Origin of the sequence: Paenibacillus albidus, from assembly GCF_014644435.1 — a bacterium.
GTDB classification, from domain to species: Bacteria; Bacillota; Bacilli; order Paenibacillales; family Paenibacillaceae; genus Paenibacillus_AQ; species Paenibacillus_AQ albidus.
Map to the genome: position 1 here is coordinate 281325 of NZ_BMKR01000005.1, position 23256 is coordinate 304580.

The window sequence follows — 23256 nt, forward strand, 5'->3', positions numbered from 1 at the left end:
TAGAATACAAACGACATGGGGGAATTTATGATGAAGAAAGCTAAGAAACCAATCTTGCTGGGGCTGGCATTAGGGATGGCAGGCACTCTGCTGGCAGGCTGCGGAGGCGGGAACAATGCGGCAGCAACCACAAACGGCAATGCCAATGCCGGGAACAGCGATACAGCTCCAATCACCTTTAAGTTTTTTGACAAAAACTTCGACCAGCCGTTCACCAACCCGGTAGCACAGGAGATCACCAAAAAAACGGGCGTGACCATCGAAATGGTGCCAACCACCGGCAACGCTGAAGAAAAGCTGAACCTGATGCTGGCCAGCAATGATTTTCCCGACATTGTACTGATCTCACGGACGGATGATCTAATCAATAAATATATCGCCGCAGAGGCGCTGATTCCGCTGGATGACCTGATTGAGAAATACGGGCCGAATATTAAAAAAATGTACGGAGATACCATCAATAAATCCAGAAGCGCGGACGGCAAGACTTATTACCTGAATAACTGGTACTCGCTGGAAAAAGAGCCGGTGGCCGGCATTCAGATGCGCAAGGATCTGTTGATTGAACTGGGCGAGGCGGAACGCGCCAATAATCCGGCTGCTCCGTTTACTTCGGAAGAATATTATACCCTTTTGAAAAAATTCAAAGAGAAATATCCAACCATCGACGGCAAAGCTTCCTTGGGAGCGACTTGGGATTACAGCAATTACATCTCTCTGCTGTCCACCTTCAAGGGCATGTTCGGGATGAAGACCTATTACGATGACCAGGGTACCCTCAAGCAGGATGTGCGTGATCCGCAATATAAAGCGATGCTGGCTTATATGAACAAGCTCTACCGCGAAGGGCTTGTAGATCCTGAATTTGTGGTCAACAAAAAAGAGACCTGGAAGCAAAAAGTGTCCAACGGCAATGTGTTCTCGACGGAAGGCTCCTATTGGGAGCTCGATACTCCGAACTCCATTCTGCGCAAAAACAGTGACGGCACGGATCAAGAGGACCGCCAGCTGTTTGCCTACAAAGTGGTTGCACCGGGAGTGGATGCGGACAAAACCACCTACGGCGGCAGAAGCTCGCTGGGTTGGGACGCAATCGGGATTACCAAAAGCAATCCGGACCCTGTGCGGACCATTAAATTCTTTGACTATCTGGCGAGTGAAGAAGGGCAATATCTGCTGATGTGGGGCGTCGAAGGCAAGGATTGGGAATTGAAAGACGGCAAACACACGCCGATTGGAGACATTGTAGAGAAGTTCCAGAGCGAATGGGATAAAACCGTGGAAGCGACCGGCATCAGAAGATATACCTGGTTCATCAACAACGGCAGCGGCAGTGACGGAACCCCGTTTGATATGGCCTCCAAATATAGACGTGATGTAAGAAATCTGCATGCTTCAGAGGCTCTGGCCGACAGTGTATGGGATACCTCCGAATATGAGAACCTGGGGCCGGATGCGGGGACGCCGGAAGCACTGATTGCCCAGAAATATGAAGATATCAAAAAAAGCGCCATCGCCAAAATTATCATGGCCAAAACTGAAAGTGAAGCCCTCTCCCTGTATGACAATATGATTCAGGAGATGGATGCGATCGGCATGGCCAAGCTGGAGACCATCGTAAATGAGAAATATAAAGCGCGAATGGAGTTATGGAAATAAACACAAAAGCTATGCATTAATAAAGCGTTTACGCGGCTTATATTGTATAATGGGTATGATTTAAAACAGATATGGCAAGCTACTCAATTATCAATTGGATATGGAGGAAATCATGAGTATTTTCTACGATTCGAAGGACCGTGTTTTTCATCTGCAAAGCAAAGAAACCAGCTATGTCATTCAACTGCTGCACACCGGCATACCTGCACATGTGTATTGGGGCCGCAAAATCCGTTCGGGCCCGCTGGCTACGATTCTGCAACGGACTGAACGCTGTTCATTCTCGCCCACTCCCTTTCCGGAGGATATGTCGCTCTCTTACGATACGCTTGCCCAGGAATATCCGGCTTACGGCGTAGGAGACTTCCGCAATCCGGCCTATCAGATCCAGGCACCGAACGGAACGACCACGTCCGAGGCGATTTATGATAAGCACCGTATCTACAAAGGCAAACCAACACTGGAAGGGCTGCCTGCGACTTATGCCGAACATGAGGATGAAGCGGAGACCCTGGAACTGGAACTGGTGGATGCCGTAGCGGGACTGCGGATTATTCTGACCTATACTGTCTTCGGTGAGCTTAACGCGCTCACGCGTTCTGTGCGCTTCATTAATGAAGGAACGGATTCCCTGAAGCTGCTGCGGACCTTAAGCATGAGCGTGGATTTCCGCGACTCCAATTATGATCTGCTGCATCTGTCCGGAACCTGGGCGAGAGAGCGGAATGTGGAGCGCAGAGCACTTGCTCCAGGTCTGCAGGGAATAGAGAGCCGCAGAGGCTCCAGCAGCCATGGACAGAATCCTTTCATTGCGCTGCTTGCCAAGGGTGCGGATGAGGATCACGGCGATGTATACGGGGTCAGCCTGGTCTACAGCGGCGGATTCACGGCTCAAGCCGAAGTGGACCCGTACAAGACTACCCGCTTGTCCATGGGTGTCAACCCGTTTGATTTCAGCTGGCTGCTGGAAGCAGGCGAGTCGTTCCAGACCCCGGAAGCCGTACTGGTCTTCTCGGCGGATGGCATCGGGGCCATGTCCCGCACGTACCATAAGCTGTACCGGACCCGGCTGTGCCGTGGTGTCTTCCGTGACCAGACCCGTCCGGTCCTTGTGAACAACTGGGAAGCTACTTATTTTGACTTCAACGCCGGCAAGATCGAAGCCATTGCCAAGGCGGGCAGTGAGCTGGGCATGGAGCTGTTCGTACTCGATGACGGCTGGTTCGGGCACCGGGATAATGACCGCAGCTCGCTCGGCGACTGGTTCGTGGACCGCAAGAAGCTGCCGGAAGGGCTGGAAGATCTGGCCAAACGTGTGAATGCGCTGGACATGCAGTTCGGTCTCTGGTTCGAGCCGGAGATGATCTCCCCGGACAGTGAGCTGTACCGCCAGCACCCGGATTGGTGCCTGCATGTGCCGAACCGCCGCCGGACTGAAGGGCGGATGCAGCTTGTGCTGGATTTCTCCCGCGCTGATGTGTGCCAGGCGATCGGCGACCAGATTGCCGACGTGTTGCGCAGTGCTCCAATCTCCTATGTGAAATGGGATATGAACCGTAATATGACGGAGATCGGTTCGGCACTGCTGCCGCCAGAGCGGCAACGTGAAACGGCGCACCGTTATATGCTGGGACTGTACAGTGTCCTGGAGCGGATTACTTCCGAATTCCCGAACGTCCTGTTCGAAAGCTGCTCCGGCGGCGGCGGACGGTTCGATCCGGGTATGCTCTACTACATGCCGCAGACCTGGACAAGCGACAACACCGATGCGATCAGCAGATTGAAGATTCAATACGGTACCAGTATTGTGTATCCGCTGAGCTCGATGGGCAGCCACGTATCGGCGGTGCCGAATCATCAGGTGCACCGCAATACATCGCTTGAACTGCGCGGGCATGTCGCCATGTCCGGCAATTTCGGCTATGAGCTGGACCTGACAAAGTTCACGGAAGAAGAGAAGGCTACAGTGAAGGAACAGGTAGCTCTTTACAAGGAGCTGCGTTCTCTGGTTCAGTTCGGGGAGCAGTACAGACTGCTCAGCCCTTTTGAAGGGAATGAGACGGCCTGGATGATTGTGGCCGAAGATAAATCCGAAGCGGTGGCCATCTATGTACGGGTGCTCGCTGAGCCGAACGACAAGCTGTACCATTTGCGCCTGAAAGGTCTCGATCCGCAAAGTGATTATGAGTGGATTGAAGGCGGTGGCGTGTATGGAGGGGATCACCTTATGTATGCGGGCTTGCCTGTGCCGCACCTCCACGGCGATTTCCAAAGTGTGCTATGGCGCTTTAAGAAAATATAACGTTAAAAAAACACGGACACCCTTGTTTAGAAGGTGTCCGTGTTTTTTAGTATAGTTTAGCCGCCAATGGCTATGGCCGTGAATGTAATCGGGCCAATAACCCTTGCTGTTGAAAGAGGGTTACGGTTTTCTACGATTAATTGATAGTTTTGTGTTCCCAGCGGAGCATGCTCGATCATTTGCAAGGAAACAAGCGAGTATTCATCGACACCATTGAAGGCGTCCCCTGCCAGTGCATAGTAGATTTCCGTGCCTGCACGCCATATACGTACAATAATCTCCGGCTCTCCGGCAATAGAGCGGTACCCGAAGGTTGCTGTTAACTCCACTCTGTTGGTAGCAGAGGCGGGATTCGCAGGATCGATGTACACCGAGGTTGTGGCAATGGAAACGCCCACAGGGGTGTTGGGTACTGGAATATTCACGCCATTGGCAATGGGGGTAACTACAGTAGCATTGTAATCAATAATGACTTTGGTCATGTCTTTCAGCTCCTTCTCATGTGATACTCTATTCTATGAGATCAATCAGAAGGTGCTTGGACGGGCATGACGGATGATTCCCCATTTATGGCGGGTCTTCCGGCTAATCTTAGAAAAATTCTACGAACTCGTTAACCGGCTTGCGGTAGCCGCGGGGTCTGATCTTGCGCTGGTTGTCTTTGCCGATGGTGATCATCATTACCGGCACCATATGCTCCGGCAAATTCAGCGTTCTGCTGACAGCCTCCGCATCAAAGCCGATCATCGGGCAGGTATCCCAGCCCTTGTCTTTGGCGATCAGCATAAACTGCATGGCGGACAGGGAAGCATTGCGAATCGCTTCATCCCGCTGAAAAGCATCATTATCTATGTAGGAGCTGTTAATCGATTCGATGGTTTTATCGAACTCCTCCTCAGACATTGCGCCGAGCAATTTCAGGCCGCTGTAGATTTCAGGTGCTTGCAGATAAGCCTGTTTGTCACCTAACACAAGGATAACGGCCGAGGCAGTGTGGATTTTGTATTGTCCGTAAGCAGCTTTGCGGATTTCTTCCTTCAGATTCTCGTCAGCCACCACCTTGTAATGGGTATGCTGAAGATTGAAAGCCGATGGGGCAAGCCGGGCGTAAGAGAACATTTCCTCCAGCTCCGCCTGGGGGATCTTGATGCCTTCCACAAAATTCATTGCCGATCTGCGTGCCTGGACCAATTCAGTAAATGTACTCATATCGCATTCCTCCATTATTGTATTTAATAGGTTAATATTTATTAATAACTGATTATATTAAATGAACTTACTAATTGTTACCTGCTAAAGTTAAGATAACATGTCTGCAGAAGTTCGTCAATGAAAAAATATCCATGTTATTGATTTATTTTACGAGAATGCGTTTCCGTTTATTAGGATGATTTTGCTATAATAGATAGGGTTTCATATAGAAGCAGTCAGAGGAGGATTCCATTTATGGTATTTAAGGAAAATGACATTATCCTGTTCCAGGGCGACAGCATTACCGATTGTGGACGCAATTATGAAGACGCTTCATCCCTCGGTGTCGGTTATGCCTTAATGATCGCCGGGCGACTGGGGAATTTGTATCCCGAGAAGAAGCTTACCTTTATCAACCGCGGCATCAGCGGCAACCGTGCCGTAGATCTGCAGGGACGCTGGGAGAAAGACTGTCTGGAGCATAAGCCTACCTGGGTATCCATCTATATAGGTGTCAACGACACCTGGCGCCGTTATGATTCGGGCCAGGAGACCACACCGGAGCAATTCGAGGCTTCTTACCGTGATCTGATCGAGCGCACGAAGCAATCGCTGGATACGAAGCTGGTGCTTGTCGAGCCATTTGTACTTCCGGTACCGGAAGACCGCAAGGGCTGGCGGCAGGACCTTGATCCCAAAATCCACATCGTGCGTGAACTGGCGCGTGAATATGGCGCAGTGCTGGTTCCGCTGGACGGCCTGTTCGCCGCAGCATCGGCCAAAGCCGAATCGGCCTATTGGGCTCCGGACGGTGTACATCCATCCACTGCAGGACATGCACTGATTACAGAGGCTTGGCTCAAAGCGGTAGGCGTATTAAGCTAGCCCGGCCGGACAGGACTACATATATCGCCTGAGAAGACTGAGACTGCCTCCGATACAGGATGGGCTCGGTCTTTTTTTCAGAAGAGCAGGGAGGATGTACAGCAGATGCAGCACATCTATAGAACAAAAAGAGTGGAAGGTACGAAGATTGGCGGAATCATTCATAATGGCAGTTATTTTTATATCGGGCTGGAAGTCTACGAAGACGGAATGATGAATTGCTGGGAGCTGGTAGATCTGGCAGGGCTGAAGGAGAAGCTGGAGAAAGGCTGGCTGGTCACAGAGATTCCGGCAGGGCAGCACCTTTCGATTCATGGCCTGGGCAGCTACAAGGTGCTGGCGGCTGACTGGCAATACAGTGCGGAGAGTTACTATGAGCAGGTAGTACAGACGATTCGCCAGTTGAACCCGGACTGGAGCAATATTTATCAGGTCACAGCGGCGGAGAAAGAGCGGAATGAGCGGCGGAGAGTTTCCCACAGCCCCAAAGCTGTAGACTTTTACCTCAAGCGTGAACTTTTCTATGAGACTAAAGAAGGCGAAGGGTTTACTCTGTTCATGAAGCACGAAGGTGGCAATCACCTGGTTCATCTGGTCGTATATGAAGACGGGCGGGTAATATGTCATAGTGCTGCCGTCTGTCTGGAGCTGGATTTGGAGCAGGTAAAGGCGTATATTCAGGATGGGATCTTTTTCACGGCTGTAGAGCAGCCGACCGTGGTCATTCTTGATCATCTGGGGGAATTAACTCTGGCCGAGGGCGGATATGCCGCAGATCTCCAAGAGAAATACAAAGAGCTGGAGGAGCTGGAGCTTCGTTTAAAAGGCGGCAAAACAGCACATGAGCTGTGCAGGCAAGCCTACTATAATTATCTGGAATACCCGACAGAGTACAACCGGACCCGATTGAAGGAGCTGTACGAAAACGTTCCCGAACATCAACGGATGTTCCTCGGAGATATGGACAGCAAAGATTCGGACTACATTCGGATCATTTATCATCCGGAAGAAAAGAGAGAAGTCTAAGGAGAGAAGCTGCATGGACAAGTTAATTGAAGAAATCATCGCCTTCCGCGACGAGCGCGGCTGGACCGGAAAAAACAATCCGAAGGACCTCGCCATCTCAATCAGTCTGGAGGCTTCGGAGCTGCTGGAGCATTTTCAATGGGGGGAATGGAAAGAACCGGCTCTTGAGAAACGGGAAGAGATTGGCGATGAGCTGGCGGATGTACTGATCTATTGTATTACGATGGCCCACGGCATGGACTTTGACATTGAAGGCATTATCCGCAGCAAGATGGCGAAAAACGCGCAAAAATACCCGGTTGGACGCAGTTAGGATATGGACATTTACTTGCGGAGGTGGTTCCCATCAGGAGGTTATTGTGGATAGTGCCTGTCTTATTGGCTGCGGTATTAAGCGGATGTCAGAACGATTATGGATATATTAATGCGAGGTGGGTGGAGGAAATCGACCTGACTCCGAATCCGCAGCTGGAGAAGGCGCTGGAGAACAAGGCGATTACGGAAGCTTCCTATATTCAGGCATTCGCCGATGCGATGAACAAAGGCACAAGAATTAATGGGGATCTGGATTACGCAGCCGATTATGACATGCTGCTGATCTACGGCGACGGCTATACACAGGAGTACGATTTGGCGCTGGGCCAGGAACGGGGGAATGAGGGGTTGCTGGTGGCAGCCTTCGACAGCACAAGCAAAGGGTACAGCATTCCGGCCAAAAATGCCGATAAGCTCCGGGGGATTCTGTACGGCAGATCAGCGTATCCTATTCCCTGACGAGGGTTTATGGAATAGAATGGAAAGTGCGCGCGTTTCCTTTGGAAACCGGCCGGGTATAGAGGATGGTATACATACAGAATCGGGAGGAAGAAGGACAGATGACAAGCGAAACAGCAGAAGATTTGGCTGGATTAACAGCCATAGGCAAGGTGGTAGGCTTCACGATAGCAGAGATGAAGAAAAAGGTAACGCCCGGTATGACGACTGCGGAGCTGGACCAGGCAGGGTCAGCTATCTTGAAGGAATTCGGCGCGCAGTCGGCTCCGCAGGTCACCTACAAATTTCCGGGAAGTACCTGCATCAGTATAAATGAAGAGGTAGCCCATGGCATTCCCGGTTCAAGGGTAATTAAAGCCGGAGATCTGATTAATATAGACGTTTCAGCAGAACTGAACGGGTATTACGGGGATGCAGGCGTTTCTTTTCAGCTGCCCCCTTACAATGACAAGCTTCTCCACCTGTGCAGCAGTACCGAAAAGACGATGATGAGCGTGATTAACCATTTGCGGGCCGGGATGAAGGTCAATGAGATCGGGCGGGTGATGGAGCAGGAAGCCCGCCACCACGGCTACACCATTGTCCGCAACCTGTGCAGCCATGGCATCGGCAAAGCGCTGCATGAGAAGCCTTACGAAATATTGCCGTTTTTTAACCCGCGCGATACAAGGGTATTGAAGGAAGGGCAGGTTATAACCGTTGAGCCATTCCTGTCTACCGGTATTGATTATGTCGAGCAGCAGCCGGATGGCTGGACGCTCAGCGTGACCGACAGCAGCCGGGTGGCGCAGTTTGAGCATACAATCATTGTAACTAAGGGAGCGCCGATTATTCTGACGAGTGCGTAAGCGGGAGTCTGATTCGCCGCTTACGCAGCAGCGCGGGGACACCAGGCACGGGGAGAAGAAGATGGATGATATGTAGGGATTGACAATGATGTAGAATGTAACTATTATTGTTGCATCTATTGTTTCACGCGAGACCAAAGGAGAGATTCCGATGAACATCAGCACCCGGTTTGCGGTTGCTATTCATATTTGTACACTGATTGACAGCAACAAAGAAGGTAAAAGCACCTCCGAATGGATTGCCGGGAGTGTAAATACCAACCCGGTAGTCATCCGCAGAATTACAGGGATGCTGCACAAAGCGGGTATTGTAGACGTTCGTCCAGGCGTTGCCGGAGCTACGCTCGCGCGCAGCACTGCCGAGATTACCTTGCTCCAGATCTACAAGGCGGTAAATGTTGTTGAAGAGGACTCCTTGTTCTCCGTGCATGAACATCCGAATCCGGACTGTCCCGTCGGCAAAAATATTGCCGGTGCCATTATTCCCGTGTTCTCGCTCGCCCAGAAGGCGATGGAGAACGTGCTGCAGGAAGTCACGCTTGAGCAGATCGTAAATGGAATCCCTGTCAGCTAAGAGGCTGTAATCCCGGGGAGCGGCAGCGAAAGATCAGAACGTGTTCGCACGGGATTCTGGTCTTTTTTTTGCTGGAGTGTGTTCTAAACAGGTGTATCGTCAATTTATCTATAGAGAGGTACAATGATGAAAGAAATCATAATCCATAATCAAGTCAGCTTAAAAGTAATCCGGGGCGACATTACGAAATGCAAAGCCGATATAATTGTGAATGCCGCCAACACCAGTCTCCTTGGCGGCGGTGGGGTTGATGGGGCGATTCATAAAGCCGGAGGCCCGGCCATCCTTGCGGAATGTGTGCAGATAAGGAACAGGCAAGGGGGCTGCCCTGTTGGAGAGGCGGTTTATACCACGGCCGGACAGCTTCAGGCGGATTACGTTATTCACACCGTTGGTCCGGTCTGGAACAGGGGGCAGCAGGAGCCGGAACTGCTTGGACGTTGTTACCGGAATACACTTGCGCTGGCACGTAGTCTGAACTGTACAAGCATCGCTTTTCCGAATATCAGCACGGGCATCTATAGATTTCCCAAACCCAAGGCGGCTGAAATTGCTATTGGTGAGGTGTTATCATTCATCAGGACCCACATGGGGATCGCTGAGATTCAGTTTGTTTGTTTTGATGAGGAAAATTACAGGATCTATGCAGATAAACTAAGTGATTGTCATTAGTTTTAGCTTTTGTAAAAGGCTTTTGAAAAAGGGAATGGACGGAGGACGTTGTATGGACCAAATTGCAATCATATCAGATGTGCATGGTAATGTTACGGCGCTGCAAGCTGTTTTGGACGATATCCGGGAACGCGGGATCACGAGGATTTTTTGTCTCGGGGATATTATCGGCAAGGGACCGGGCGGGGACACGGCCATCGATGGGGTCAGAACCCATTGTGAACGCGTCGTTCAGGGCAATTGGGATGATTTTGTGAGCAGAGAAAGTGAATTTGAAGCGGTGAAGTGGCATCAGCAGGTAGCCGGCGAGGAGCGTCTGGATTATTTAAGCAAGCTGCCTTTTTGCATAGAATTTATGATGAGCGGTAAATTTGTCCGTTTGTTCCATGCGTCGCCCCGCAGCTTATATGAGCGGGTTCAGCCTTGGGATGAACTGGCGCTGCGTCTCTCCTTGTTTGAATCTTCCGAACTCTGTACAGAGCAGAGAGAAGCCGATATCGCGGGTTACGGGGATGTTCATAATGCATTTATTCAACATTTGAAAGGAAAAACCTTGTTTAATGCGGGCAGTGTGGGCAATCCGCTGGATCTGACGTTAGCCTCGTATGTCATTATGGAAGGTCATTACGGGGAAACTTCGACAGGTCCTCTGAATATCCAGTTTGTGCGCGTCCCCTATGATATTGAGCTGGAGATCCAGCGTGCGGCGGTGGCGGAAATGCCGTTGCTTGAGCCGTATATGAAGGAGCTTAGAACGGGGCAATACAGGGGGTTGCAGAAGTAGCTGCAACCCTTCACTCTTATAGAAGAAGGTTTATCTTCGTCAACCTCAGGGGTTGGCTTTTTTTTATCCAAACATAATAAATGAATCCCTCATCTTTACAAACTTAATGAAACCAGCTATACTAAATATAGTTATATTGTAACGAATATAGTTACAGGGTGCTTGTGCCAATCATCCTTTGCATCGGGTGTATAGTCTATAAATTTAGGGTTTTTGACGCATTCTACAACTTAGCGAAGTTAGGAAAGAGGAGGAATAGAATTATGACAGCAACAACATTGCATCAGGATGTCCAGATCGGGCTGGTGCAGATTCGCGTGAGCAATCTTGCGAGATCGCTGGCTTTTTACCAAAACGTGGTGGGGCTAAAGGTGCTGCGCCAGGCAGGGCATGAAGTGGAGATGACGGCGGATGGCCGGAACGTACTCCTCATCCTGCGGGAGATTGCGAATGCCAAGGTACTGCGCCGAAATTCGGCAGCCGGACTGTACCATTTTGCCATCCTGGTTCCGGACCGTCCGAGTCTGGGGCTGGTGGTGCGCAATCTGATTGCGGAGGGCATAGAGGTTGGACAGGGGGACCATCTGGTCAGCGAAGCCTTATATATTCAGGACCCTGACAATAACGGCATTGAAATTTACCGTGACCGTCCGCGGGATACGTGGAGGCATGATCCGCAAGGCCATGTAGTCATGACTACAGATCCGGTGGATGTGGAGGGATTGCTGGAGGCTTCCGAAGGGCTGGTGTGGAATGGGCTTCCTGAAGGTACTGTGATGGGGCATGTGCATTTTCATGTTGGCGATCTGGGCCAGGCGAAGGAATTCTACGTGGATCTGCTTGGGTTTGATCTGATGGCGAACTACGGGGATGCGGCGATGTTCATTTCAGCCGGCGGCTACCATCATCATATTGGCCTTAATACCTGGGCCGGCAAAGGTGCTCCTGCCGCACCGGCAGATGCCCCGGGAATCGATTATTTCACTTTGCTGCTGCCGAATGAAGAGGAACGTTCTGCTGTGGTGGAGCGCGTGCGCCAAGCGGGTTATACCGTTCGTGAAGAGGGCGGAGTACCTGCTTTTGCAGATCCTTGGAATATCGGCATCCGGCTGGTCTTGAAAGCATAAACCGTACTTACAACAGAATTTAGGAGTAATACAAGATGAAAATCGCAGTTATCGGAGCAAGCGGCAAAGCGGGAAGCCGTATCGTCAAAGAAGCTTTGGACAGAGGACATGAGGTTACCGCTATTGTGCGGGAGGCTTCGAAGATGGCCGGAAGTGCAGCTGCCATTATCGAAAAAGACGTGTTGGCGTTGACTACGGACGACTTGAAAAGCTTTGATGTTGTTGTTAATGCCTTCGGGGCTCCGTTCGGTCAGGAACACCAACATGTGGATGCCGGTAATGTGCTGATTGATGCGCTGAAGAATGTGTCTGGGACGAGACTGATCGTGGTCGGCGGCGCAGGCAGTCTTTATGTGGATGAAGCCAAGACGCTGAAAGTGGTGGATACGCCGGATTTCCCTGATTTTGTGAAGCCTACGGCCTCGAATCAAGCGAAGAATCTGGAGGCACTGCAAGCAACCGATTCGTTGTCCTGGACGTTTGTCAGCCCGTCGGCCAACTTTGCAATTGGTGAGCGGACCGGCTCGTATGTAAAAGGCAAAGACCATCTGCTGGTCAACTCCAAAGGCGAGAGTTATGTCAGCTACGAAGATTATGCGATTGCCATAGTGGATGAGATTGAGCAGCCACAGCATATCCGTGAGCGCTTCACAGTGGTGTCTGAATCTTAATTCAGGTACCTGGGGCAAACAAACAGGAGATTCCACTGCACTTTGTGCAGCAGAATCTCCTGTTTTAAGTGAAAAAGAGCATCCTGATGTATTTCGTACAGCAGAATCTGCTGAAATCCTTAATTTTGTTGGGGTGTTCCACATCCTGCTGCACAAAATGCATTAGAATCGGCTCCAACCCATAAATCGGGCCGTTCTAATGTACAAAATGCAGCAGAAGCTGAGTGGTTCCCCTCGCACCCTTGCCCAGCTCTATAAAGGCCAAGCCGCTAACACCGGCTTGGCCTTTTGTTCAGTGAAGCCCGCGTGCCAATTCGGCGATTCTGCGGCTCGCCTCTCCGCGGTACAGGCCGCCGTGATAGCAGATCACGGTGTCGATCTCAAAGGCTGCGAGCTTCGCCAGGGAGGCAAGGGCTGTCTCCATATCGGGGGTGGCGGCGGGATCGGGTCCGCATAATTCCCCGTTGTTCGCAACCGTCAGAGCATCTGCGGCAATGAGCGTCCGGCTGGTGTGATGATACAGGCTAAGATGCCCCGGGCTGTGGCCGGGTGTATGAATGACAGTAAGGCCTCCGGCAACAGGCAGTTGCTCTCCATCTGCCAACGTGATGTCTACTCTTCCTTTGGGCGGATTGGACAGTACATGCAGAAAAGCGCGGCGCCATTCCTCCGGCACCTCCGGGGGCAGTGTGGCTTCCGCCGCGGCGAGGGCCTCGGGGGTATGTTTGAGCAGCATTGAACTGCCCTCGATATAAGGCTTCTCCAGCCTATGGGCCAGAACTGTCTTTGGCAAGGCTCCGTGCTCCTTCAGTATATCAGTCAAGCTGCCGATGTGATCCAGGTCCTGATGCGTAATTATAATCTGCCGCAGCTTAGACCATGGAACAGAGCATTTGTCCAGGGCTTCTTTAAAGGCATTGAGCAGGCCCGGATAACCGGTATCCACCAGTAGAGCTGTGTCCTCATCCCAGAGCAAGGTGGGGTAGATCATTTCGTTCTTGTTCATGACTTGCAGGGTGATTTCCAACATTTCAATTCCTTTGGCAATATGCATAGTTTCCCTCCGTTAATGGAATAAGAGCGATGCCGTGAGGCTAATGCATATCATAACCGAAAGGAAATTTCAGTTCAATAGATTAATTTATTATTATAACACATAATTTTATTTTTGTCAAGGTGCGTAATTCGTGTTTTTGGTACATTTTGCTCTGGCTTCCCTCTTTGCGTTATACTAATTGCAAATAAATACCTGCTGTAAGCAGATGAGTCTTTTGGGAGGTTTACAGATGAGCGACGACATTGCTGCTGAGGTGTCTTTTTCAGAGATCAGGGAAGAGCATTTGCCCCAAGTGCTGGATATCTACAATTATTACGTGCTTAACACCACGGTTTCTTTTCACACTGAACCTTTGACGTTGCCAGTTATGCGTGAATCCGTATTAACCGGGGAACCACGGTTTAAATCCTATGCGATAGAGCTTGGTGCCGAACTTCAGGGTTATGTGGGGATTGCCAGACATAAAAACAAGCAGGCATATGACAGCTCGGGAGAAATCAGTGTGTATTTGAAACCCGGCTGTACGGGTAAAGGTATAGGGGAACATGCGCTGCAATTTATTGAAAAAAGAGCGGCCGAGCTTGATTTCCACGTGCTGGTGGCCACTGTATGTTCTGAGAATGAACGCAGCTGCCGGCTGTTTCTTAAGAATGGATATGAACGAAGTGCTTATTTCAAGGAAATCGGCACTAAATTCGGCAGAAGGCTGGATATCGCCAGCTACCAGAAAATTATAGGGAGGATGCAGGTATGAAATTAGCAGAAGCGCTGGTTAACCGAAGTGATCTTCAGCGTAAAATAGCCCAGCTTAAGCAGCGGCTGGAGAGGGTAGTGAAGGTACAGGAGGGCGAAGAGCCGGCAGAGCAGCCGAAGGATTTGTTGCGTGAGCTGGAGCATAGCGTAAATGAGCTGGCCAAACTGGTCAGAGCGATCAACAGGACCAACTCGGGAGTAGCTTTTGACGAGCATTGGACGCTTGCTGACGCTCTGGCGGAACGTGACCGGATGCTTCAACTGCGCAAGCTGCTGAGTGACCTGCTGGAGCAAGCCTCTATAACACAGGACCGCTTCAGCCGGTCAGAAGTCCGGTACCAGCGGACTGTGGATGTGGTGCAGATTCAGAAGCAGGTGGACGATCTGTCGCGGGATTACCGGGAGCTTGATTTTAGAATCCAGGAGAAGAACTGGACGATAACCTTGATCGGTTCCTGACAAATACGGCTTGCGGCCGAAGGTAATCGGTTCTTCTCCTAAAAGCGAGCGCAACCCGCCAACAGGGAATGTTGGACCTCCAAAATGGCAGATGCAGGGCCAGATCTGAGCAATCATAAATTAGCCCAAGTAATGTAACAGGAATGCGTCTTAGCATGGATGTAAAGGGTACACCTTAATGTAACTACCGAGCGCTGGTTTAGGAAGGTCCGATGAGGGCGGGGAAGGGGATTTTTGCTGCAAGCCGTGGTTTTCATAACATAAATCTATCTTCAATTCCTAGGTATATTTGTCATGTGCGATGTGAAATTTTGTCGAATGTTGTAGAAAATATTATGCGATTCCGGCTCTGTTTTCCCCGTGTGGCTACAGTTATCCTGTATACTCTATACATGTTCAACGGTACAGGAAGAAGTAACCTCACTCATGAAAGAGAGCAGTGAATCTATGAAACCTATCGCTTGGGTCACCGACAGCACCAGTACGCTCGACCACGAATTTGCCCGGAATAATCATGTCTATATTGTTCCTCTGCGCCTCATTGTCAATCAAGAGTGCTTTCAGGAGAATGTGGAGATTACCGCAGACCAGTTCTATGCCAAAATGCGCCAGCATGAAGAGGTGAGCAGTTCGCAGCCGCCGATCGGCGAGTTCATTGAACTGTATGAACGGCTGAAAGACCAATATGAAGAGATTATTGCCGTGCACTGCTCGTCCGAGCTTAGCGGTACTTATCATACCTCTATGCAGGCTGCCGAGATTGCCGGGGCCTCTGTGGTTGGTATTGATTCCAAGGTTGGCGCCTACCCGATTCGTGAGATGATTATGCGGGGCGTGCACTGGCACAGCCAGGGCCTTCCGGTGCGGGAGATTAAAGAAAAGATAGAGAATATCGTCCACAATATGTCCTTTTACCTGCTCCCTTCAAGCTTGACCCAGCTGCACCGCGGCGGACGTGTATCCGGCTCGCAGCTGGTCCTCAGTCAACTGCTGCGCATTCATTTGCTGCTGCGTTTTGATGAAGGCAAAGTAATCGTGGAGGAGAAGATCCGCACCTTCAAGAAAGCCAAGCAGAAGCTGCTGGATACCCTGAAGAGGGATCTAGGGCTGATCAAGGAGGTATGCATTATGCATGCCAACAATATGGAGGAAGCGTTGCGGCTGGAACGGGATATCCAGGAGCTGGCCCCCGGGCTTGGGACGGAGATTATGACCTTTGTCCCTGTAGTCGGCATTCATGCGGGGGAAGGGACGCTGGCGTTATCCTGGATCAAGAACAACAAGATCAACAGCATACTTGGCTGATTCTTTATTTACAACAAAAAGGGTGCTCTTCAGCCATTCGGCTGGAGGGCACCCTCTTGCTGCGTGCGGTCCTTGTCCAGATTATCTGCTCTTGCGGCGGATGGACTGCCCCAGCACTTCACTGAGCACAAGGCCGGTGGCAATCGCTCCCGACAGCAGCAGAGCCTGAGTGGCAATCTGGACAGCGTCAATATAGTCTTTCTCTACGAATTTCCGCATGGCATCATAAGCAAGGCCTCCCGGGACAAGCGGAATAATGCCGCCGACGCTGAAGATAATGACAGGCATCTTGAAGGAACGGGCGAACATTTGGCTGACCACTCCGACGACCACGGTCGCGAAGAAAGTGGCGATCACGGTGTCCCACCGTTCATCCAGCAGCAGGTAGACAACCCAACCCACCATGCCGGCGGTTCCGCACTGCAGCAGAGCCCGTTTCGGTGCATTGAAGAGAATGCAGAACGTGGCAGCGGCGATAAAACTGGTTATAAGCTGCAAAATCATGAAGGGCTAACCTCTTTCGCGTAGGTGTTATAAAAGTGAGAGTACCAGCCCGATTCCGGTGCCGATGGCAAAGGCGGTCAGAAAAGCATCGGCGCCTTTGGATAAGCCGGACACCAGATGGCCGGCCATCAGATCGCGAACGGCATTCGTGATCAGCAGTCCCGGTACCAGAGGCATAACCGAGCCGATAATAATTTTGTCCATCTCCTGACCAATGCCATATTTAACCGAGAAGAAGGTCAACATGCCGATCAGGAAAGAGGCGCTGAACTCTGCGAAGAAACGGATTTGGACCAGCCGGTGCAGATAAATTACGGCGGCATACCCAAGTCCCGAGACCAGCAGTGCCGGGAGTGCATCCCACAGGCTGCCTTTGAACATGACGGTGAAGCAAGCGCCGGTCAGGGCGGCTGCCACAATCTGCTGCCATACCGGGTAAGCATGGGCAGCGTCATCCACGGTGCCAAGCCGCACGCGTGCCTCCTCAGCCGTAATCAGCTGCTGGCTGAGACGGCGGGAGATATCATTGACCTCCGACACCTTCTGCAAATCCGTTGTCCGCTCGGCAATCCGGAACAGCTTGGCAGGTTCGGTCCGGCTGGTGGCGAACATGATGACGGTTGGGGTTACGTAGCTGTGGGCGCCCGGGCACCCGAGCGAAGCCGCCATACGTGTCATGGTATCCTCTACACGATAGGTTTCCGCACCGCTTTGCAGCATGATTTTACCGGCCAGCAGGCAGAGGTCTATGATCTCATAGGTAGAGCTGGGGCTTGTGGTTGCGCTTGTGTTGAAGCTGCTTTGGTTGCTGTCACTGCCTGTGCTTTCCAACTTCTTTCGATCCTCCCCTTGAATGTTATATATCCGATTGTCGCCGCTGAGGTTAAAAAGATCAACCCTAAACTTTTGCTTACTTATAATGTCCGCCAATCTTGCCGGCCCGGTCCTTGATCTGTCCGGCACCCGTAAAGGAAACGGCCCGCCCGATAATCGTATCTCCATATTTATTCTTCAAACCGTCGGTAGCCCGCTCCAGCTCGCGGTAGCGGGGGCGGGATTCGAACAGGGTCAGCTGGTATTGGTTCTCGTCGGACAGATTGGAGAGGCTCAGGTGGACCCGGCGCACGGGCTGTCCGTCCCAGTGTAAGCGAAAAAGAGAGACCGCCGCCTCATACACCAGATTGGTGGCATTGGTAGGATCACTCATGGTGGACTGTCTGGAGAATCCGGTCGGCCTGTCGAAGCTGGCTCCCTGGCAGCCGACGGACAGGACCGCCCCATTGACCATCAGGCTGCGGCAGCGCCGGCAGACCATCTCAGCCAGCTCCAGCAGGATCGTCCTGATCTCCGCCATTGTCCGGTAATCGCGGGGGAGCGTCATCTGGTGGCCGACGCTTTTGGGGGCGGTCTCGTGGGTAGACGGTTGCACCGGGCTGTCGTCTATGCCGTTGGCGATGCGCCAATAGAGCTCAGCGTCAATGTCGCAGTTCTTGCGGAACTTCTCCCGCATATGCCATTTCAGCTCAGCCAAAGGCAAGCGGGCTAGATGGCCGATGGTAGTTAAGCCCATGCTGTGAAAATGGGCGGACATGCGGCGGCCGACCATAAACAACTGGCTGATGGGCTGCGGCCAGAGCAGGCACGGTAGCTGTTCCCGGGTAAGGGTGAACAGGCCATCGCTGTTCTTCTTGGCCCACAGATCACAGGCCATCTTGGCTGTGACCTTGGTGTAGCCAATGCCGACACGGGTATAGACGCCGGTCTCTGTGCGAATCTGCTGCTGGATCGCCGAAGCGATTTGCCGGGGGCTGCCGAATAGGGACAAGCTGCCGGTGATGTCAATGAACTGTTCATCAATGGAATAAGGCTCCACCAGATCGCTGAAGGTGCGCAGAATATCGGTGATCTGGGCAGAGACGTCGATATAATGCTGCATGCGCGGCCTGACTACCACCAGCTCGGGACATTTGCCCAGCGCTTCGCGCAAGGTCTCGGCCGTAGTGATGCCGGAGTCTTTGGCTATAGGGCAGGCAGCCAGAACAATGCCGCTCCGCCGTGCCGGATCACCGGCAACCACAAGCGGCTTATTGCTGTACTCGGGATTGGCCGCCTTCTCGACAGAGGCATAGAAGCTTTGGCAATCAGACAGCATAATGATGCGTTCTTTATTCATGAGACACTCTCCAGTGTTTGGGTTTGCGTGAAGGGAATTTTCTTTATTATAATACGAACATATGATCGTGTATATGCATAGTTATTTCCACCAAGGAATCAGTCTTTCAGGGTGAGCAGACCTGTGGCGACACCGCCGGCTGCGATGGTGAAAAGCGAATGCAGGAAGGTTTCTCTGGAGATCAGCAAGCCTCCGGCCCCGATAATCAGGAAATCGGTCATGAAAATAATGAGGCCTACATTAAGGGGGAAATAGCGGGTGATGTATTGTGCGAGTAAATCGGTTCCGCCGGTGCTGGCTTTGAAACGGAGCATCAGTCCCAGGCCGCTGCCCATCAGAAAACCGCCGATAATGGCGCTTGAGACCGGGCCGAGCTCAAAATAATACAGGAAGTGATATTGCAGCGGACTCAGCAGTTCAATGAGGATGGAGGAGGACAGAAGACCGAGCAGACTGCTTGCAAAAAGCTCCCGGTTCTTCAGCCAGGCAAGCAGAAACACAGGAACGCTGCAGATAACAATGGCCAGTCCGATTTTGAGCCCCGATAAATAATTAATAATCAGGGCGATTCCGATAATTCCGCCATCCAGAATTTTATAAGGTACGAGATAAAAATTAGTCCCTGCGGCAATCAGCAGACTGCCCATCAAGATGACCATGAATTTTGACCAGAACCGCATATTCAACATCTCCTAATAAGGCATGTCTTATGAATATGCTTTATCATGGAAAAAAATTGCTTCTCATCAAAAAAATCCTGCTTGGCGCAGGATAGAGACAAAGGGTTCAGGCGTGAACGAGCTCCGGCTGTCTGATCTGAACGGGAAGGGGGGGCAGCCAGCCCTTGTGTTTGTTTATTTTGAGCAGAGCAAGCCCCGAGGCTGCCAAAGCCGCGTGTATTTTCATGAATAAAGCCGTAAGGTCTGCCCGGATGGACATGTTCATAAGCTGGCTGGATTCTGCCAGGCTCATTGAGATTACGCCGGAAAGTGCGGCCGCAATTTCAAGATCGGAGAGGCGGGCACCGGAGGGAATCTCCGCAGGTTTCACAGAAAGACGGTCAGGCAGCGGAGGGAAAGGCGGAATCCCTTCCGCCCTAAGGAGTTTGTCACAGTCCTTGATTCCGCGCTGGGTCTGATCCATCAGGTCATCAATTAAGTGCTTCAGTTCCTGATCCGCAGCATGATAATGAAAAGCCTGCAGCGTGGACAGGGTGATTTGGGCTTTGGCGGCAAATTGCCATGCTGTGAAGGTTGGGCCAGTATGCATCGCTTCGTCTTTGGGGTTGCTGCTTGGAATAACCATATGGGAACAGCTCCTTTAGGATGGATGAAGTAAGAATGTGAAATTAGCTTGTCCGGCGGGGCTTGTTTTATGCGGGTCCTTGGCCCGGAAATTCGGCTTCCCGAAGTTAACGGGAATATTGCTTGCGGAAGCGCAGCGGAGAGGTACCGATTCTGCGGGCAAAACGCCGTGAGAAATAAGCGGTGCTCTCAAAGCCGGTACGCTCGGCAACAGCGGAGATCGGGATCTCCGTCTTGAGCAGGAGCAGCTTGGCCTGCTCCAGCCGGTAATCGGTCAGATATTCCATCGGTGTCAGACCATATACCCGCTTCATGCAGCGGGCGAGGTAGTTGTAGTGAAAGTGCAGCGCGTCCGCAAGCGAAGCATTCGTCAGCGGCTCCGCATAATGATTCCGGAGATAGGCCTCGGTCTTCTCGGCGATATCCATGGCTTGGCTGCCGGTGGAATCATGCTGGGCCAGGTCCATCATCCGCAGCATTTCTTCAAAGATCCGCTGCTGCTGCCACACGGCACTGGAACGCCGTCCTGCGGACAGCTGCAGCAGCAGCTCCGCCTGGCCGCTGCGCTCGAAAGGAGCCGGCAGAGGACCGAATTGCGGGATACGGATCGTGTACGGATGAATCAGGAAATCCCGGAAATGCGCTTCGCGGTTCATATAGACCGGATCTCCTTCCGCGAGCGTCCAGGAACCGACAGTATGGAAATGTATCCAGATGAAAGAGGTCACCTCTTCACAAGGTTTCACAGCATAATGATAACGGTCCGGAAGCAGCAGCAGCGTGTGGCCGGCCGGAACGTCCCATTGTCTGCTGCCTTCGCCGAGGAACAGGCATCCCTGTTCCACAATAATCAGGTCAAATAGACCGATGCTGTTGCGGCTCGGGTGCGAATCGCCGGGTTCATACAGGGTGCGGCTGCATTCCAGAAAATAAGGAAAAGGCGGGGCAGCCAGATGGATAAAGCCAGGTGGAAATGTCATTTGATCCTCCTTTTAAAACCCGGTGCCGAACGCCGGGCTTTCTCTTGTTTATGAGTGTGAAATAGTACAAAAACTAAGTTGTGTATGCTGCTGTTTTTACTTTATTGTACCGTCTATAATTACAAATAGCGAGTAGGAAACAAGTAGAAAGGGAGAGCGCGATGAGCAGAACTACGCAGGTTCAAAACGTTACAATAAATCCTAAGGTCAGCATTCAGGACGATTTCTGGGGCCGGTATATCCGGCTGGTACAGGAGGTTGTGATTCCCTATCAATATGAGGCGCTTCATGACAGGGTGCCGGAGGCGGAGCCGAGCCACGCCATTGCCAACTTTGAGATTGCGGCAGGCCGGAGAGAAGGGGGGTTCCACGGTTTTGTGTTTCAGGACAGTGATGTCGCCAAGTGGCTGGAAGCGGTAGGCTACGCGCTGGCTATTCAGCGGGATGCGGAGCTGGAACGGCAGGCGGATGCGGTGATCGACCTGGTCGGCGAGGCCCAGCAGCAGGATGGGTATTTAAATACCTATTTCACTATAAAAGAACCAGGGAAGCGCTGGACCAACCTGAACGACTGCCATGAGCTGTACTGTGCGGGGCATTTTATTGAAGCGGCTGTGGCATACTATGAAGCCACCGGCAAGCCGAAGCTGCTGGATATTATGCGCCGGATGGTCGATCATATCGCTTCCGTCTTTGGGCCGGAAGAAGGCAAGCTGAAGGGATACGACGGGCACCAGGAAATCGAATTGGCACTGGTGAAGCTGTACCGTCTGACAGGAGAAGAGAAATATTTGCAGCTGGCCGGCTTTTTTATCGACCAGCGCGGGCAGCAGCCGCATTTCCTGCAAGAAGAGTGGGAAAAGCGCGGGAAAACCAACTTTTGGACGGGCAAGACGGATTCCTTGGATCTTAGCTACAATCAGTCCCATGTACCGGTAAGAGAGCAGAACGAAGCAACCGGGCATGCTGTACGGGCGGTATATATGTATACTGCAATGGCCGACCTTGCCGCGCTTACCGGAGATGAGACGCTACGCAAAGCCTGCGAACGGCTATGGAACAATATCGAGAAGAAGCAGCTTTATATCACCGGCGGCATTGGTTCCACCCATCACGGAGAAGCCTTTACCTTCGATTATGATCTTCCGAACGATACGGTTTATGCGGAGACCTGCGCTTCCATCGGCCTGATTTTTTTCGCCCAGCGGATGTTACGTCTGACACCGGATGCCCGGTATGCCGAGGTGATGGAACGGGCGCTTTACAACAATGTGCTTGGTTCCATGGCACAGGACGGCAAACACTATTTCTATGTGAATCCTCTGGAGGTCTGGCCGCAGGCCTGCAGCTGCAATCCCGGCAAACATCATGTCAAAGCTGAGCGGCAGGGCTGGTTCGGCTGCGCCTGCTGTCCGCCCAATGTGGCCCGCCTGCTGACTTCGCTGAACCAGTATGTATATACGGTGCACGGCGACACACTTTATACGAATCTGTACATCGGCAGTGAGCTGAGCACGAAGCTGGGCGGTGCGGAGGTAAGCATCAAGCAAAAAAGCAGCTATCCGTGGGAAGGCCATATTAGCCTGGAGGTGAATCCGGCCCCGGGTGCAGCAGCGGAGTTCGGGGTGGCCCTGCGTATTCCGGCGTGGAGCACCGGGATGGAGATTACCGTGAACGGCAAGGCAGTGGCGATGGATGAAGAGATCGAGCAGGGCTACCGGATAATCCGGAGAGCATGGCAGGCGGGAGATGTGATTGAAATACGGCTGCCGATGGAGGCACATCTTGTATTCGCCCATCCGCAGCTGCGGGAGGATGCCCACAAAGCTGCTATTCAGCGTGGACCGCTGGTATATTGTCTGGAAGGCGTCGACAACGGCGAGCCGCTCAGCTCAATTTCACTGTCTGCAGACAGCGGATTCAGCGAAAGGTTCGAGGAGACGCTGCTTGGCGGGGCGGTTGTGGTCGAGACTTCCGGGCTGCGGGTGAACCCGTCAGGCTGGAACGGAGGGCTGTATGGCAGGACCAAGGCACCTGTGGAGCCAGTCCCAGTCAAGGCGGTCCCTTATTACCTCTGGGGCAACCGCGGCAGCGGAGAGATGAAGGTATGGATCGCCGAAGGCCGGTCCTAACTCTTTGGTAGCGACGCCATATTATAGAAGACAGATTAAGGATCTTAAACTATAAGCTGCTTCCGGGACTTTACCG

At 51.9% G+C, this 23256-nt stretch carries 25 protein-coding genes; 16 read left to right on the forward strand and 9 right to left on the reverse strand.

The genetic code is table 11. The annotated features are described in order from the left end of the window. Nucleotides 1-30: 30 nt before the first annotated feature. Both IEY53_RS07860 and IEY53_RS07865 read left to right on the forward strand, forming a co-directional pair. Nucleotides 31-1659: an extracellular solute-binding protein gene (locus tag IEY53_RS07860; RefSeq protein WP_189023659.1), complete on the forward strand. Its 1629-nt coding sequence runs from the start codon at nt 31-33 to the stop codon at nt 1657-1659. Nucleotides 1660-1771: 112 nt separating this feature from the next. Further along, nucleotides 1772-3961, forward strand: coding sequence for an alpha-galactosidase (locus tag IEY53_RS07865; protein ID WP_189023661.1), 2190 nt, complete (start codon nt 1772-1774; stop codon nt 3959-3961). 56 nt (nt 3962-4017) lie between these two features. Here IEY53_RS07865 and IEY53_RS07870 read toward each other — a convergent pair whose 3' ends face one another. Then, nucleotides 4018-4443, reverse strand: a complete 426-nt coding sequence (locus IEY53_RS07870) for a hypothetical protein (RefSeq protein ID WP_189023663.1) — start codon at nt 4441-4443, stop codon at nt 4018-4020. 109 nt (nt 4444-4552) lie between these two features. Then, complete coding sequence (locus IEY53_RS07875) at nt 4553-5170, reverse strand: nitroreductase family protein (protein WP_189023665.1); 618 nt, start codon at nt 5168-5170, stop codon at nt 4553-4555. Between the two features lie 237 nt (nt 5171-5407). On the opposite strand from IEY53_RS07875, the gene IEY53_RS07880 reads away from it, so the two are divergent. The 10 genes from IEY53_RS07880 (at nt 5408) to IEY53_RS07925 (ending at nt 12513) form a co-directional block, all read left to right on the forward strand. Next, nucleotides 5408-6037 (forward strand): SGNH/GDSL hydrolase family protein, encoded by a 630-nt coding sequence (locus IEY53_RS07880; RefSeq protein ID WP_189023667.1) that lies wholly within the window; start codon nt 5408-5410, stop codon nt 6035-6037. A 105-nt stretch (nt 6038-6142) separates the two neighbouring features. Continuing rightward, the gene (locus IEY53_RS07885; protein ID WP_189023669.1) at nt 6143-7063 is read left to right on the forward strand and encodes a DUF7638 domain-containing protein; all 921 of its coding nucleotides are present in this window, start codon (nt 6143-6145) and stop codon (nt 7061-7063) included. Nucleotides 7064-7076: 13 nt separating this feature from the next. Beyond that, entirely contained in the window at nt 7077-7376 is a 300-nt protein-coding gene (locus IEY53_RS07890; protein ID WP_189023671.1) for a nucleotide pyrophosphohydrolase, read from the forward strand. Nucleotides 7377-7429: 53 nt separating this feature from the next. Next, on the forward strand, nt 7430-7837 hold the full coding sequence (locus tag IEY53_RS07895) for a YhfM domain-containing protein (RefSeq protein ID WP_189023673.1): 408 nt from the start codon (nt 7430-7432) through the stop codon (nt 7835-7837). Between the two features lie 101 nt (nt 7838-7938). Then, nucleotides 7939-8685, forward strand: a complete 747-nt coding sequence (gene map / locus IEY53_RS07900; RefSeq protein ID WP_189023675.1) for a type I methionyl aminopeptidase — start codon at nt 7939-7941, stop codon at nt 8683-8685. A 151-nt stretch (nt 8686-8836) separates the two neighbouring features. Next, nucleotides 8837-9259 carry an Rrf2 family transcriptional regulator gene (locus IEY53_RS07905; protein ID WP_189023677.1) on the forward strand — a complete coding sequence of 141 codons (423 nt, stop codon included), beginning with the start codon at nt 8837-8839 and terminating at the stop codon, nt 9257-9259. Nucleotides 9260-9382: 123 nt separating this feature from the next. After that, nucleotides 9383-9931 carry an O-acetyl-ADP-ribose deacetylase gene (locus IEY53_RS07910; protein WP_373293821.1) on the forward strand — a complete coding sequence of 183 codons (549 nt, stop codon included), beginning with the start codon at nt 9383-9385 and terminating at the stop codon, nt 9929-9931. 52 nt (nt 9932-9983) lie between these two features. Beyond that, nucleotides 9984-10715 (forward strand): metallophosphoesterase family protein, encoded by a 732-nt coding sequence (locus IEY53_RS07915; protein WP_189023681.1) that lies wholly within the window; start codon nt 9984-9986, stop codon nt 10713-10715. Between the two features lie 263 nt (nt 10716-10978). Next, a complete protein-coding gene (locus IEY53_RS07920) occupies nt 10979-11842 on the forward strand; it encodes a VOC family protein (RefSeq protein ID WP_189023683.1) in 864 nt (287 codons plus the stop codon). A gap of 35 nt (nt 11843-11877) precedes the next feature. Next, nucleotides 11878-12513, forward strand: coding sequence for an NAD(P)-dependent oxidoreductase (locus tag IEY53_RS07925; protein ID WP_189023685.1), 636 nt, complete (start codon nt 11878-11880; stop codon nt 12511-12513). 292 nt (nt 12514-12805) lie between these two features. On the opposite strand, the gene IEY53_RS07930 is transcribed toward IEY53_RS07925, so the two are convergent. Continuing rightward, entirely contained in the window at nt 12806-13567 is a 762-nt protein-coding gene (locus tag IEY53_RS07930) for an MBL fold metallo-hydrolase (RefSeq protein WP_189023687.1), read from the reverse strand. A 232-nt stretch (nt 13568-13799) separates the two neighbouring features. Here IEY53_RS07930 and IEY53_RS07935 point away from each other — a divergent pair, with 232 nt between their 5' ends. The 3 genes from IEY53_RS07935 to fakB all read left to right on the forward strand — a co-directional run bounded on the left by IEY53_RS07935 (nt 13800) and on the right by fakB (nt 16087). Further along, complete coding sequence (locus IEY53_RS07935; protein ID WP_189023689.1) at nt 13800-14324, forward strand: GNAT family N-acetyltransferase; 525 nt, start codon at nt 13800-13802, stop codon at nt 14322-14324. Further along, nucleotides 14321-14782, forward strand: a complete 462-nt coding sequence (locus IEY53_RS07940) for a DIP1984 family protein (RefSeq protein ID WP_189023691.1) — start codon at nt 14321-14323, stop codon at nt 14780-14782. The genes IEY53_RS07935 and IEY53_RS07940 overlap by 4 nt, the downstream gene beginning before the upstream one ends. 426 nt (nt 14783-15208) lie before the next feature. Continuing rightward, a complete protein-coding gene (gene fakB / locus IEY53_RS07945) occupies nt 15209-16087 on the forward strand; it encodes a DegV family protein (protein ID WP_229696041.1) in 879 nt (292 codons plus the stop codon). 81 nt (nt 16088-16168) lie between these two features. Here fakB and IEY53_RS07950 read toward each other — a convergent pair whose 3' ends face one another. The 6 genes from IEY53_RS07950 to IEY53_RS07975 all read right to left on the reverse strand — a co-directional run bounded on the left by IEY53_RS07950 (nt 16169) and on the right by IEY53_RS07975 (nt 21048). Beyond that, complete coding sequence (locus IEY53_RS07950) at nt 16169-16591, reverse strand: threonine/serine exporter family protein (RefSeq protein ID WP_189023693.1); 423 nt, start codon at nt 16589-16591, stop codon at nt 16169-16171. Between the two features lie 27 nt (nt 16592-16618). Further along, a complete protein-coding gene (locus tag IEY53_RS07955; RefSeq protein ID WP_215178861.1) occupies nt 16619-17311 on the reverse strand; it encodes a threonine/serine exporter family protein in 693 nt (230 codons plus the stop codon). A gap of 190 nt (nt 17312-17501) precedes the next feature. Then, entirely contained in the window at nt 17502-18764 is a 1263-nt protein-coding gene (locus tag IEY53_RS07960) for a DNA polymerase IV (protein WP_189023697.1), read from the reverse strand. A 98-nt stretch (nt 18765-18862) separates the two neighbouring features. Beyond that, the gene (locus IEY53_RS07965; protein ID WP_189023699.1) at nt 18863-19444 is read right to left on the reverse strand and encodes a YitT family protein; all 582 of its coding nucleotides are present in this window, start codon (nt 19442-19444) and stop codon (nt 18863-18865) included. A 106-nt stretch (nt 19445-19550) separates the two neighbouring features. Next, nucleotides 19551-20069, reverse strand: a complete 519-nt coding sequence (locus IEY53_RS07970) for a DUF3231 family protein (protein ID WP_189023701.1) — start codon at nt 20067-20069, stop codon at nt 19551-19553. Nucleotides 20070-20175: 106 nt separating this feature from the next. Further along, nucleotides 20176-21048, reverse strand: coding sequence for a helix-turn-helix transcriptional regulator (locus IEY53_RS07975; protein WP_189023703.1), 873 nt, complete (start codon nt 21046-21048; stop codon nt 20176-20178). Nucleotides 21049-21209: 161 nt separating this feature from the next. On the opposite strand from IEY53_RS07975, the gene IEY53_RS07980 reads away from it, so the two are divergent. Next, complete coding sequence (locus IEY53_RS07980) at nt 21210-23180, forward strand: glycoside hydrolase family 127 protein (protein WP_189023705.1); 1971 nt, start codon at nt 21210-21212, stop codon at nt 23178-23180. Nucleotides 23181-23256 lie beyond the last annotated feature (76 nt).